General features: G+C 61.4%; 10 protein-coding genes. 4 read left to right on the forward strand and 6 right to left on the reverse strand.

Annotation, left to right across the window (positions count from 1 at the left end; translation table 11 throughout):
• Positions 1-2: 2 nt before the first annotated feature.
• Together NDI72_RS13360 and NDI72_RS13365 are read left to right on the forward strand one after the other, a co-directional pair.
• Entirely contained in the window at positions 3-755 is a 753-nt protein-coding gene (locus NDI72_RS13360) for an SDR family oxidoreductase (protein WP_206544915.1), read from the forward strand.
• A complete protein-coding gene (locus NDI72_RS13365; RefSeq protein WP_283800677.1) occupies positions 752-1,570 on the forward strand; it encodes an aspartate dehydrogenase in 819 nt (272 codons plus the stop codon). The genes NDI72_RS13360 and NDI72_RS13365 overlap by 4 nt, the downstream gene beginning before the upstream one ends.
• Here the strand turns inward: NDI72_RS13365 and NDI72_RS13370 are convergent.
• On the reverse strand, positions 1,543-2,469 hold the full coding sequence (locus NDI72_RS13370) for a LysR family transcriptional regulator (protein ID WP_283800678.1): 927 nt from the start codon (positions 2,467-2,469) through the stop codon (positions 1,543-1,545). The two genes, NDI72_RS13365 and NDI72_RS13370, sit on opposite strands and share 28 nt — an antisense overlap.
• A gap of 231 nt (positions 2,470-2,700) precedes the next feature.
• On the opposite strand from NDI72_RS13370, the gene NDI72_RS13375 reads away from it, so the two are divergent.
• Entirely contained in the window at positions 2,701-3,588 is an 888-nt protein-coding gene (locus tag NDI72_RS13375; protein WP_283800679.1) for a serine hydrolase, read from the forward strand.
• 51 nt (positions 3,589-3,639) lie between these two features.
• Entirely contained in the window at positions 3,640-5,232 is a 1,593-nt protein-coding gene (locus tag NDI72_RS13380) for an ABC transporter substrate-binding protein (protein WP_283800680.1), read from the forward strand.
• A gap of 69 nt (positions 5,233-5,301) precedes the next feature.
• Here NDI72_RS13380 and NDI72_RS13385 read toward each other — a convergent pair whose 3' ends face one another.
• The 5 genes from NDI72_RS13385 to wecB are packed head-to-tail and all read right to left on the reverse strand — an operon-like array spanning position 5,302 to position 13,159.
• On the reverse strand, positions 5,302-7,593 hold the full coding sequence (locus tag NDI72_RS13385; protein ID WP_283800761.1) for a bacteriophage N4 adsorption protein A: 2,292 nt from the start codon (positions 7,591-7,593) through the stop codon (positions 5,302-5,304).
• Positions 7,593-9,734 (reverse strand): glycosyl transferase family protein, encoded by a 2,142-nt coding sequence (locus tag NDI72_RS13390; protein ID WP_283800681.1) that lies wholly within the window; start codon positions 9,732-9,734, stop codon positions 7,593-7,595. Before NDI72_RS13390 ends, NDI72_RS13385 begins: the two co-directional genes overlap by 1 nt.
• 14 nt (positions 9,735-9,748) lie before the next feature.
• Positions 9,749-11,494, reverse strand: a complete 1,746-nt coding sequence (locus NDI72_RS13395; protein ID WP_283800682.1) for a cellulose biosynthesis cyclic di-GMP-binding regulatory protein BcsB — start codon at positions 11,492-11,494, stop codon at positions 9,749-9,751.
• Positions 11,437-11,988, reverse strand: coding sequence for a hypothetical protein (locus NDI72_RS13400; protein ID WP_283800683.1), 552 nt, complete (start codon positions 11,986-11,988; stop codon positions 11,437-11,439). The genes NDI72_RS13395 and NDI72_RS13400 overlap by 58 nt, the downstream gene beginning before the upstream one ends.
• A gap of 37 nt (positions 11,989-12,025) precedes the next feature.
• Positions 12,026-13,159 carry a non-hydrolyzing UDP-N-acetylglucosamine 2-epimerase gene (gene wecB / locus NDI72_RS13405; RefSeq protein ID WP_283800684.1) on the reverse strand — a complete coding sequence of 378 codons (1,134 nt, stop codon included), beginning with the start codon at positions 13,157-13,159 and terminating at the stop codon, positions 12,026-12,028.
• Positions 13,160-13,229: the final 70 nt, after the last annotated feature.

Genomic DNA, 13,229 nt, shown 5'->3' on the forward strand with positions numbered 1-13,229 from the left:
AAATGAAATTAACGGGTAAGACGGCGCTCATCACCGGGGGCGCTCAGGGCATCGGCTATGGCATTGCGAGCCTGTTCCATGCCGAGGGCGCGCGGATCGAGGTGCTCGACCGCAATGGGGATCAGCTGGCAAAAGCCTTTGCAGACAAAGAACGCGTCGGCCTGCACGTGGCTGACATGTGCAGTGAGAATGATCTGGCTGCGGTCTTCGAAAATACAGGGCGCGTTGATGTGTTGGTGAACTGCGCCGGCATGGTGCTGAACGGAAACATCGAGGCATGCAGCCGTGCGGAACTGGAGCAATCCCTGTCCTTGAATGTTGTCGGCTCCTATGAGGCGAGCCGCGAAGCGATTGCCCGCGCCGTGACTGATGAGAAACCGCTCTCGATCATCAATATCGCCTCGATCATTTCGTCGGTAAGCGCTGCGCCCAACCGCTTTGCCTATGGAACGAGCAAGGCGGCCATGATCGGCATGACAAAGTCGATTGCAGTCGATTATGTGCGCAAAGGCGTTCGCTGCAATGCGATCTGCCCAGGTACCATCGACAGTCCTTCGCTGCAGGCGCGCATCGCCGATGCGGCAGAAGCGCATGGTGGTCTGGACAAGGCGCAGGCCTATTTCAATGATCGCCAGCCTATCGGCCGTCTGGGCACTGTTGCAGAAGTTGCCGATCTCGCGCTTTATCTCGCGTCTGACGGTTCAGGCTTCATGACTGGTGCGGTTCTCAATCTTGATGGAGGCTTTTCGCTGTGACGCAGAGTGCTCCCATCTCGGTTACCATCGCAGGGCTCGGGGCGATCGGGTTTGCCGTCGCGCGGGCCATTGATGAAGGCAGGGTGCCGGGTGCTCGGCTTGCCGCTGTCAGCGCCAGTGATCTGGAAGGCGCAAAGGCGCGCCTGTCCGGCTTCCGCACGCCGCCGGCGATCCTGCCGCTCGACGAGGCCGTCTTGCAGGGCGACATCGTGGTCGAGTGCCTTCCGCCGGCGCTTTTCCGTGAGGTGGCGGAGCCTGTGCTCAAAGCCGGGCGCACCGTTCTTGCCGTCAGCGTCGGGGCGCTTCTCGCCAATGACGATCTGCCGCAGATTGCTGCCCAGAATAGTGGAACGCTGCTCTTGCCGAGCGGTGCGGTGGGCGCGCTGGATGCGGTTCGCGCGGCCTGTCAGGGTGATGTGCGCGATGTGCTGCTGACCACGGAGAAACCCGTCTCCGGTTTCCAGCAGTCGGATTATCTGACTGGCAAAGGCATTCAGCTGTCTGAGATTGCCGAGCGCACCTGCCTCTTTGAAGGCTCCGCAAGGGAAGGCATCGCGCATTTTCCGAAGAATGTGAATGTCGTGGCCGCGCTGGCGCTCGCGGGCATTGGGGCAGACAGGACGCGCCTGTCGCTCTGGGCCGATCCGGCGCTGTCATCCAACTGCCATTCCGTGCGCGTTGAGAGCGCTGCGGCTGAAGTCAGTTTCCGCATCTCCAACCTGCCTGATCCGGCAAATCCGCGCACAAGCGCGCTGACCGCTCATTCCGTCGTGGCGGCGCTGTGCAATCATGTTTCGGCGATGCGTTTCGTATGAACCTGAAGCGCATCGTCCGGGCGTTTGCCGGCTTCCGCCTGCAAAAGATGGTTCAGAAGATCCATCACCGTGGCGCTCAGGGGCTCGTCACGCCGGTAGAATGCGATGATCGAGATGTCCGATAGGTCGCTGATGGGGCGCCAGGTCAGACCCGGCGTCGCAAGGTTTCTTGCTGTCATCGCATCGACGATGCCCACCCCGCCGCACGCACGCACCAATGCGCATACATTCGCGCAGTATGGCGCGGTGCAGACCGGGTCGTAATGCAGATCCCGGGCTTTGAAGGCCGCGCGTATATGCGCCCCCATGGGTGACCAGTCGGCATCATAGCAGACCAGCGGATGCGCTGCGATTGCCTTGCATTTGAGCTGCTTTGCTCGGGCGAGCGGGTGGTTCTCGCCCATGATCGCGACCAGCGAGCTGCGCCCGACCATATGGGCCTGAAACTCCGCCTTCGGCGGCAGGGCCATCTGTAATCCGAGATCCGCCACGCCGTTGCGAAGATCTTCCTCCGGCGCGTGAATGCGCAGGTCGAGACGCTTCTTCCAGTTTGCATAGCCGGCTTTGACCAGAAGGGGACCGAGAAACCCCTCCACCAGAGCCGGTGTCGCGGAAATCACGGCTGGCCGTGAGGCGTGATCCCGCAGGGATGGCAGCTTGGCGCGGACCTGCGAATGCGTGGTGAAGATGGGACCGGCCAGAGAGAAGATTTCGCGGGCCTCGCGGGTGGGTTCAAGCCGGTTGCCCGCGCGGTGAAACAGCGGAATGCCCAGCTTGCTTTCCAGCCGTTTCAGCTGCGCACTGACGCCTGGCTGCGAGATGCCGAGCAGGCGTGCGGTTTCGGTCGTCGTCCCGACCCGCATCAACGTTCCGAAGAGTTCCATTTCACGCAGGTTCATTATCAGCTCAGTAATAGATACCCATCTATTTATCATTATTCCTATGCTTCGCCCTTGTCTAACCTGAACTCCGGATTGCAGATGCGTCTGCCTCTGGCCTGCCTCGGGCGTAGAAGGGCAGGCGGGCGATGCGGAGCGCGGTTTGTGCTTTTTCCGGCAAGTTTGGCGAAGAAAGAAGCCTTGATGTTTTTTGAACGGGATGCCGCGTGGACACGCCGGTGCGAAGCGGCGGTGTCGGAGATTTTTGACAGGTTCGGTTCCTTTGGACTGACGGACGAGACGTTTGGCCTTGTCGCACTGCAGGAGCGTGCAGATGGCGGCAGGCCCGCAGGATTTGCGCTCAATGGCGACTGGCGGTGCTATCCGTGCAGTGTCGTGAAGGCCTTCCATCTGGTTCACGCGCTCAACAGGATCGAGCGGGGGCAGATGGCGGTTCCCGATGATCTGGATCAGGCGCTTAGCGACATGATCACCTGGTCGTCGAATACGGCGACCAATTACGTGATCGACCTTCTGACCGAAACCACCGGCGACACGCTTCTGGAGCCTGAAGCCTATCGCGAATGGTCTCACAGGCGTGAAGGGCTCAATCGCTTCTTCCGGGATCTGGGCTGGCCCGAATGGGACGGCTGCAACATCGCGCAGAAGCTGATGGGCGATACGCGCTATGGACGCGAAGCGCAGTTCGCGGGCAGGGACGGAAGCTATCTGAACGTGCTCACGCCGCTCGTTTCCGCGCGGCTTTTCCTGGAACTTTTTGCCGGCACCCTGCCGTTGAACCCGCAGTCGCAGAAACGGGCGGAGGAGATCCTCCTGCGTGACCGCAGCCGCGCGGATTCACATCTTCTGAGCTTCCAGATTGATGAGTTCCTTGGCGGTGGTGTTCCCGCAGAGGCGCAGGTCTGGAGCAAGGCCGGCTACACGTCCTGGACGGGCAACCCGCGCACATCCTACTACCGTCATGACCTGATCCGCATCGCCCTTCCGGGGGCAGCGCCGGTCATTCTCTCGGTCATGACGCAGGGAAAGAAGATCACGGAAAACGCCGCAACCGTTTTCCCCGGCATCGGGCGCGCGCTCTGCGACAACCTGCTCGCCGCAGAACCGGTTCCGGCATGAGGCGCGCTGTGCGCGCGGAAGTCACGACTTGCAGATGAAAGGGAGAAACCAATGTCCATGAAACTGAAAATCAGCGCCATCGCGCTGCTTGCAGCACTTGGAACGGCGCCTGCCGTCGCCAAGACGCTGGTCTATTGCTCCGATGCATCGCCGGAAGGGTTCGACCCGGCGCTCTATACCTCGATCACCACGTTCGATGCGTCGTCGCGCACGGTGTTCAACCGGCTCGTGGAGTTCGACACCGGCACCACCAATGTCGTGCCGGGGCTGGCAGAAAGCTGGGAAGTGTCCGACGACGAGCTGGAGTACACGTTCAATCTCCGCAAGGGCGTGAAATTCCACGCCAATGACAGCTTCACGCCGAGCCGGGATTTCAATGCCGACGATGTGATCTTCAGCTTCAATCGCCAGCGGCTGGAAGACCATCCGCATCACAAGACTTCGGGCGGCGGCTGGACCTATTTCGGCGCGATGGGGATGGGCGATCTCATCAAGGACATCGTGAAAGTCGATGATTACACGGTGAAGTTCGTTCTGAGCCGCCCGGAAGCGCCAATGCTTTCCAATCTGGCGATGGATTTCGCGTCGATCCAGTCGAAAGAATATGCCGACCAGCTTATGGAGGCCGGGAAGCCCGAAGAGCTCAATCAGGCTCCCGTGGGAACCGGCCCCTTCACCTTCGTTGCCTACCAGAAGGATTCGGTGATCCGCTATGCGAAGAACCCGGATTACTGGGAAGGCGCTACGCCGCTCGACAATCTGGTGTTCGCCATCACGCCGGATGCTTCCGTGCGCTATCAGCGTCTGAACGCCGGCGAGTGCCACATCATGCCCTATCCGAACCCGGCCGATCTGAAGGCGATGCAGGCCGATCCGAACATCAAGGTGATGGAGCAGGAAGGTCTCAATCTCGGTTACCTGGCCTACAACACCAAGGTGGCGCCGTTCGACAATCCGAAGGTGCGCAAGGCGCTGAACATGGCCATCGACAAGGAGGCGATCATGGAGGTCGTCTATCAGGGCTCTGGCCAGATCGCCAAAAACCCGATCCCGCCAACCATCTGGTCGCACAATGACGAGGTGCAGGACGATCCCCACGATCCGGCAGCCGCAAAGGCCATGCTGGAAGCCGAAGGCGTGACGGACCTTTCCATGAAACTGTGGGCGATGCCCGTGGCGCGTGGCTATAACCCCAATGCACGCCGCATGGCCGAGATGATGCAGGCCGATCTGGCCGCCGTCGGCGTCGATGCCGAGATCATCTCCTATGAGTGGGGCGAGTATCTGGACCGTGCGCGCGACATCGACCGCGATGGCGCAGCGCTGCTGGGCTGGATCGGCGACAATGGCGATCCGGACAACTTCCTTGCGGTGCTTCTGGGCTGCGATTCCGTGGCTGCGTCGAACACGGCGCAGTGGTGTCACGAGCCTTATGAGAAGCTGATCCAGAAGGCGAAGGTCACCTCGGACGTTGAAGAGCGCACGCGCCTTTACAAGGAAGCCCAGGTCATCGCCAAGGAGCAGGCCCCGATCATGCCGATTGCGCATTCGGTCGATTTCATGCCTATGTCGCCGAAGGTCTCCGGCTACAGGATCCACCCGATGGGCACGCACATCTTCTACGGTGTCGATATCGCCGAGTAAGGCGACATGGCGGCGTCCGTTTGGGCGCCGCCAGTTTCAAAGGCAGGTGTCGATCAACCCCGGCCTCGATCAATAGGAGAGGCTTATCCCGGCGAACAGGCCTTCGCCCCTGTTGTCTCCGGCCAGTCTGGCGCGATACTGAACCGTCAGGTCGATATAGGACATGGGAGCCGTGTATTTGTCTTCCCGGAACCAGTAGCGCGCGTTAAGGCCCGGCCCGGCGCTCAGCGTGAACTGGTCCGCCAGTTCGCTGTCATAACCCGCATTGACGCCGATATAGGGGGTAAGGACCAGCCGGTCATCGATTGCATCCATGCGGAAGCTGCGGCCGATGCGAATGTCGTCGGAAGCGATGGTCTGGCCGGATTCCAGATAATGCCCGATCTCGCCATAATACTGCGCCATCCACCAGGACGGCACATCCACACGCAGATCGGAGCCGATGCCCTTGGAGAAGGCGGCGCGTATCAGCGTGTTGTTGCGGCTGTGCTTGCCGACCTTGAAGAGCTTGCTCGCCTCGAAAACGAGATTGTGCTGCGCGAAGGGTTTCCAGCGCGCGCCGACACTGCCCTGCGTCGTCGAAGAGCCGGTCGCACCATCCAGTGAATCTCTGAGCGTGGTGAACTGGCGCGCAAACAGTTCGAACGTCGCGCCGTCCCGGTAGCCGATGCCCTGCGGCCGCCAGTAGATCTCCGAACCGAGTTGCATGGATTCGCCACTGCTGCCCTGCGGCAGGAGCGAGTTGCTGGCAATGCCCATGCCGCCATGGGTCAACGAGACATAGGCTCCATATTCGCGCTTCAGCTCGGCCACTTCCCGGCGCAGGCCGAAAAGCGCCTGCGGCGCCAATGAGAAGTCACCGCGTTCTTCCGCATCAATGGCGCGGTGCATCAGAGCGATTGCATCATCGTTCTGATAGGCCCGCCGCGCCGCATAAGCGGCATCAATGAACTGGCGACCGCTAAGTGCGCCATTTCTGTCGGCGGCCTGAAACCGGTCATAAGCCATGGTTCTTTCGCCGGCCTGCCCGGCGAGATAGGCAAGGTCGAGATCGCTCATGGACGCAAAGCGTCCCTCATCGAGCGTTTCCAGGAAGAGCCGGGATGCCTCGGCTTTCCTGTCCTCATCGTTCAGGAGGCGCACGCGCGCCGCAATGGCCTGATCCTGCTCGCGCGGGTTCGCGGTGGTTGTTTCCGCCAGAGCAAATGCGTCGTTCGCGCCTGCGAAATCCTTCATGGCCTGCAGCGCTTGGCCCCGCTTCATCCAGACCGCGTGATCGGCGCGCCGTCCCAGCGGGGCAAGCGCTTCATACGCCTGTTCCGGCCGGTCGGTGGCAAGCGCCGCCTCGGCAAGGGAAAGGCGCAGGAAACGTTCGTCCGCCGGTGAACTGGAATAGCGCAGCGCAGCGCTGAAATCGTCGAACGCTGCGTTCTGGTTGCCCATTGACGCCTGCAGGACACCCCGTTGCCGCAACAAAGCGGCATCACGGCCGAAGCGCTTCATGGCGCGGTCGGTCTCGCTCAGGGCCTCGGATTGCAGTCCGTTCTGCACGAGCGTCTGGATCAACAGAAGGCGGAAGCTGCGATTGCCCGGGGCCTGTTGAACAGCCCTGCGCGCCAGACGAAGGGCTTCGCCATAGCGTTTTGCGCGTATGGCGTCATAGGCCATGTTGGCCGCGCCTGCGCCCGGTGATGCGTTCGAACCCTGTTTTACGGACTGCTGTGCGCTGGAAAGTTTCTGCGCCGCAAGAGCGTTGTCGAGCAGGCTCCGATAATCCCGATTGCCCGGTGTCAACCGCAGTGCTTCTTCGGCTTTTGCGACCGCCGTATCGTAATCGCCCCGGTCATAGGCTCGATAGGCTGCATCTGCCGCCAGATAGGCGGGATCCGACTGCGAGACCGCTTCGCTGGAGGCTGCAAGCGCAGTGGCGAGTGCGGCAAGCTCCTCACGGGCCGTGTCGGTCAGGCGCTTATCCTGCGCGCCTTCCTGCGCAGCGCTTCGCGCTTCATCTTTTTCGCCTGATGCATCAAGCGCACGGACGAGAAGGGTTCTGAGACGCCCGACATCCGGCCGCTGCCGCACGGCTTCGCGGGCTTTCTCTGCCGCGACTGCATAGTCTCCATTGGCATAGGCCTCGTAGGCTTCGGTTGCCACTTCGTAGGCTGAACCCACCAATGGGCGCTCTTCGCCAGTGTTTTCCGCAGGCGCGCTCTGCACTGGTGCGGGATCGGATGTCTGCGCGCCGGCAGGCAATGCCCCCCATGCAAACTGAAGGGCAAGCAGCCCTGCCGTGCCGCGCAGCCAGCGGTTCCGGGCGCTGGTCTTGCGCCCTTGGCTTCCGTGGCGTCCAACAATCGTCATCACGCGGCTTTTCCCTTAAGTTCGTTTGCGGCAGCTTCTGCGAGCCTGCGCTGTTCATCCAGCGCCCACTGCAACAGGTTCTGGTCAATGGCGTTCTGCGCCACGAGATAGCTGCCCACCGGACCGTCCGTGTCGGGTGAATAGTTCGCCATGGCCTCTTCAAACGCCTCATGTGAGATGTCGCCGCGCTGTGAAAGCAGATCGCCAAGAAGCGGCACGCGTTCGCCGAGCTGTTGCGGATTGTCTTTTCCCTGCGCGGCAAGCAGGCGCAGGCCGGCCGTGATGTCCCGGTCGCGCACGATGAAGAGCGGCGGCATGTGGCCGAGTGCCTTGCGGATCTGTTCACTCGCGCGCTCGGACAGCGGAGCGGCTGCGGCAAGCCGAATTGCGCCATTTTCACTGTCTTTCATCGCCAAAACGCGCCAGCGAATGCTCAAATCGACGGGAAACGCGTCTTTTGCGGCAAGAATTTCGGCTTCACTGACAGACGTGATTTCGAGCCCGGACTGGAAGGCGACGGCTTCTGCCAGAACCTCTTCCGTCAGCCATCCTTCCTGCACGAGAATGCGGCCGAATGGCTGTTTCCTCTCGCTCTGCTTGTCCAGCGCTTCCTGAAGGTGGCCCTGATCAATGGCCTGCCACGAGACAAGCAACTCACCGAGCCTTGCGCGCTCTTCCACCAGCCCGTCCGCCGACGGGAAGTCGTGCATCGTCTTGTCCCAGGCAAGGCGCGTTCCGAAAATGAGATGCGAAAGATACTGTTTCCACGCGCGCGCCATGGCCATGAAGTTCACGAAATTGCCGATGATCATGCGCGGGATTGACAGGATGCCGTGACGCCAGCCGAAAGTGCGGGCGGTGAAGTAATAACGCTGGGTCACACGCAGGATGAACGCGATGCCGTTCAGTCCAAGCAGAACGGCGATCCATCCATTGGTTGCGATGAGGGGCGGGTAACTCATCGTCAGCAGGCCGGTCGTGAAGGCGAGCTGAAACAGGATGTACTGTACAACCAGAATGTAAGCGAAAATCGCCACGAATGCGGTCACCGCGCCCTTGCGGTCGCGCAGCAGAAAATAGCGGTCGACGATGGAGCCATGCCAGCCGAAATAGGCCCAGCCCTGAAAGCAGATGCCCAGCGACCAGCGGGCCTTCTGACGATAGGATGTGCGGAACGTGTTGGGGAAGAACTCGCGCACGCTGAGCGGCATTTGGAGCGTTTTTTCCTGCACCGCATGGCCCTTGAACCAGGACGTTCGTTTCACGCGGTATTCGACCGGAAACCGCGCCAGAATTGAGTGCATGCCGTGTGCTGCAAGCCGCACACCGATGTCGTAATCCTCGGTGAGCGTTTGCGTGTTGAAGGGCTGATTGTCCGTCTCGGATGCAAGCGTTAGAAGGGCGCGGCGCGAGAAGCAGGTGCCGACGCCGGCCGAAGGCACCGTCTTGGCGAGGCTTTCGCGCACGACGATGTCCTTGCCGTGGGACTCGGCAAATTCGTCCATGTAGACGCCGGCGACCAGCTCGTACCACTCGCGCTCCAGCGAGCCGACGGGGATCTGGATGAGATCCTTGCGCGGCAGAAGATAGTTGAAGAACTGCAGTTCCAGCGGATGCAGTACATCTTCACTGTCGTGCAGGACAACACCTGCAAAGCTGATGTTGTGTCGGGCTTCGTGGGCGAAGATCGCCTGCACGATCCAGTTCAGGCAATCGGCCTTGCAGGTGGGACCGTCATGGGGAACCTCCACACGCACCAGCTGCTTGTAGCGGCGGCGCATGCGCTCGACTTCCCTGATCGTGGCGGCATCGTTGCAATAGGTGCCGACAAAGATGGTGTAGGACCGATAGTCGATCACCCGCACCATGTTTTCCAGCATTGGCGCGATGACGTCATATTCGAGCCACGCCGGGATCATGATGGCGATGTGCTGCTCCGGCCGGTCGCGCAACTGCTCCGGCCGAAGCGGCTTGTAGCGCCGCTTGACCGTCAGTGCACGCCTGATTTCCCGCATCCAGTAGCGGGCGTCGATGAAGAGATCATCAAGGCTGGAAATCAGGATGATCACGGCTGTTGCGACGGCTGTGTATTCCAGCCATCGGTAATAGTCCGCGAAGAGGTAGGGCCAGTAGAGCGACATCGAACGTTGCCCGCTTATCCCTGATCAGAGCTTTGACGCTTCTTGGCGCGGCGCGCAAAGAAGATCAGCAGGAAGAACGCAAAGCCGAGGACGCCGGCCACGACCAGCGAGAGATTGTGCATCCAGAATGCCGGATCAAGCAGTCGCTCCCATGTGAAGGGCGCATCGCCGCGCTGGCTTCCGTCTTCGTTGAGATAAAGCGGCGCGCCGCGGCTGTTGACCGCTGCAAGAACCCCATCGTCTCCCAGTACGGCAATATCGCCGCCGGCAAGCTGGAAAGGCGTATCGAAGACAGGCGGCGTTCCGACACTCTGATAGCTGACGCCCGGCTCTTTTGAGCCGGATACGGCCTGTATGACGGCAATCCGCTCGAGACCCGAAACGTCATAGAACGTCTTGCCTTTGGCATCGGTAATCGAGACCCGGTCACCGGAGACCTTCACGGTATCGCGGGCGCCTTTGACGGGCGTGTCAAAGGCGAGATACGGCGTTTTCGGCTCGATCTCCGCGTCGCCTTCTTCAAAGCTCAGCGTCGCGCGGGATGGCGAGACCCCGACCGTGTCAGCGAGCTGAATGATCGTCGGCAGAGACCGGGTCGCATCGAGACGCCAGTTCGTCGGAACGAACAGGCTTGCATCGCCGGCGAGCCGCGCCGTCATTTCTGCGAAATTGCCGAGCTTTGGCACGGATTTCAGGAAAATCCGGCTTTCCGGCAGCACCGCAGCCGGGAAAGGCTGGGGCGTTTCGCGGCATTCGTCACTTGCCGGCTGGCGTTGAATGCGCACCTGCATCGTGTTGCGGGGAAGGAGGGCATAAGACGGAATATCGACGGAGATTTTCTCCGCCTTCCCGTCGGCGGTGAGGCGCTTTGCGCCAAGAAGATAGTCGTTGATGAAGATCGAGGCGACGGGCGCCGTCGCTGTCGCGCCGGGAGCGGCCGCGACATAGACATCCATGCTGGCGGGAACTTTGCCCTCGGGCAGGCTGGTGCCAAGGTTGAATGACGTCGTCCAGTCGCCGCGTGCAACGACATCCAGATTTCCGGCCGCCTGATTGAGCGAGGCCAGAGCGATGCTGTCTGTGTCGGTGTCGGGCCTTGCGGCCGTGTCGAGAACAAGATGATCCGTGCTGGCGGTGCGACGCCAGAAACCGTCGAGCAGACCGGAGGCGGCGCGTGCGGCATCTGGCGCGACTGCGATCACGGGCCGACCGGTGAGCGTGGCAATCTCGATGCTTTTTGGCTCGCTCGCCATTGCAAGCGCGTTCTTGCGCACCACGAGGGTGTCGATTGCATCGACGGCTGCGGCGTCTGCCCGTTCGAGTTCTTCGGCGACCGCTTTGAGGGCGGTCGTCAGCCCGCCTGCCAGCATCTGGTCGGCAACCGCGATATGCGCGTGCAGCTGCGGTGCATCTAGCAGGATAAGGGCCCCGATTTCAGCGTCGCTCGACAGGGTGATGACACCGCCACCGGCAAGCGCTGCAAATGCGGGAACGCGCTTGAGAGCCGGGGGGATTTCGAGCCCGCTGACATCGAATTCGCTGCCGATTGTCGGAAGCGCTGCAACATCCACCGTCTTGCCGGCGCGCTCGAGCGTGACGCCCAGACGCCAGGCGGCATCGAAGCTCTCGCTTGCCAGCTCGTCGCTGGAAACCAGAAGCACCACACGCTGGGGCAGGGCGGACCAGGCATCCGCAATGGTTTTCACGTCGCCTGCATCATAGCTGTATTCCAGATGGGAATCCGGCGAGATCTGCAGCATGTTTCCGATGGGGCGGGCATCGTCGCAGAGAAACCGCCCCGTGGCCGAAGACCATGCGAGCCCCATCCGCACAAACCCGGACGGGCGCGGTGCCCCCTCAACATCGACGCTGATCTCGACGTCTCCCTGAGGCGCGGTTGGCGACTGGGCGGCCACGACCGTGCCATCGACTGCAAGCGTGTAGGTCGTCTGTCCGCCATCGGCGCGCAGATAGCGGCGTCCACGACCAGGCGCGGCCCGGACAGCTCGATATTCGCGGGCACCGGCAGATAGATGTCGCGACGCGCATCGCTGGAACCGAGCACGACCGGTTCGGTGAGGCCAAGCGCCTTCAGGCTGACCCGCTCGCGGATCTCCGTTTGCTGCGAAAGCGCGGTGATCGCATCGGCGATTTCCGCAGCCTGCGCGGCATTGCCGCCATGCATGATGATCAGCCCGCACGCCCCGCTCAAAACGGAAGACAATATGGCGCTACGGCGAGATGAGACGGTCATGATTAACCCGTTTTCTGAAATTGGATGGGGATTGCGATCAGGCGGCGAATGCCGCGCTCGATCTGCCCGCCAGAGCGGCGGCGATGCGGGTTGAGGCATGCCCGTCCCCATAGGGATTGAGGATGCGCGCGAAGCTTGCGTAATGGGCCGCGTCATCGAGAAGCTGCTCGACCTCGCTGACAATCCGCGTTGTTCGGGCTCCGACCAACCGAACGCCGCCTGCCGCAACGGCTTCAGGGCGTTCAGTCACATCGCGCATGACCAGAACCGGCTTCCCGAGCGACGGGGCTTCTTCCTGCACACCGCCGGAATCGGTCAGGACAATGTCCGCCCTGTTCAGGAGATAGACGAAGGACAGATATTCCTGCGGGTCGATGAGCGAAATGTTCGAGTTCTTGCCGAGAAGCTCGTGGACCGGGGCGCTGACATTGGGGTTCAGATGCACCGGATAAACGATCTGCAGGTCGTCGCGCCGCGACAGGCTGGCCAGCGCCTTGCATATGTTCAGGAAACCATCGCCGAAGCTCTCGCGGCGATGCCCCGTGACGAGGAGGAGTTTGCGCGAGGGATCCAGAAAGGAGAACCGGGCATCCAGCTGGGCCTTCAGCTCCGGCGTGGTCCTGATCCGCTCGACGGTTTCCATCAGGGCGTCGATGACCGTGTTGCCCGTGACAAGGATTTCACCGTTCAACCGCTCGGAGCGCAGATTGGCGGCGCTTGTCTCGGTCGGCGCGAATAATTTTGTTGCGAGGACATCGATCGTGCGCCGATTAAACTCCTCCGGCCACGGCTTTGACAGATCGTAGGTGCGCAAGCCAGCTTCCACATGTCCGACCGGAATGTTCCGATGGAACGCGGCCAGACTGGCGGCCATTGCGGTCATGGTGTCGCCATGGGTCAGCACATAATCGGGCTTCTCATCGGCGAGAATGGCGTCCAGACCCTCGATTACCCTGCCTGAGAGACCGTTAAGCGTCTGGTTGGGTGTCATGACCGAAAGATCGTGGTCCGGCTTGATGCCGAAAAGATCGAGAACCTGGTCGAGCATCTGGCGATGCTGTCCGGTCACGCAGGTAATTGGCTGAAGCCCGCTTTCGGCAGCCAGCGCCTTGATGACCGGAGCCATCTTGATCGCTTCCGGTCTCGTGCCGAAAACCGATAAAATTCTCATTGAAACAATGCCCTGAAGTATCTGATCAGAATCGTGGGAGGGGCGCCGGCATCGTGTCGTAAGACAGTCC

The sequence above is a fragment of the Nitratireductor sp. GZWM139 genome, from assembly GCF_030068685.1.
Taxonomy (GTDB): domain Bacteria; phylum Pseudomonadota; class Alphaproteobacteria; order Rhizobiales; family Rhizobiaceae; genus Nitratireductor; species Nitratireductor aquimarinus.

What these genes read in the sequence shown, in the direction of transcription:
- NDI72_RS13360 (WP_206544915.1), top strand. Translation starts at nt 3, where the DNA reads ATGAAATTAACGGGTAAGACGGCGCTCATCACCGGGGGCGCTCAGGGC.
- NDI72_RS13370 (WP_283800678.1), bottom strand. Translation starts at nt 2,469, where the DNA reads ATGAACCTGCGTGAAATGGAACTCTTCGGAACGTTGATGCGGGTCGGG.
- NDI72_RS13380 (WP_283800680.1), top strand. Translation starts at nt 3,640, where the DNA reads ATGTCCATGAAACTGAAAATCAGCGCCATCGCGCTGCTTGCAGCACTT.
- NDI72_RS13385 (WP_283800761.1), bottom strand. Translation starts at nt 7,593, where the DNA reads ATGACGATTGTTGGACGCCACGGAAGCCAAGGGCGCAAGACCAGCGCC.
- NDI72_RS13390 (WP_283800681.1), bottom strand. Translation starts at nt 9,734, where the DNA reads ATGTCGCTCTACTGGCCCTACCTCTTCGCGGACTATTACCGATGGCTG.
- NDI72_RS13395 (WP_283800682.1), bottom strand. Translation starts at nt 11,494, where the DNA reads ATGCTGCAGATCTCGCCGGATTCCCATCTGGAATACAGCTATGATGCA.
- NDI72_RS13400 (WP_283800683.1), bottom strand. Translation starts at nt 11,988, where the DNA reads ATGACCGTCTCATCTCGCCGTAGCGCCATATTGTCTTCCGTTTTGAGC.
- wecB (WP_283800684.1), bottom strand. Translation starts at nt 13,159, where the DNA reads ATGAGAATTTTATCGGTTTTCGGCACGAGACCGGAAGCGATCAAGATG.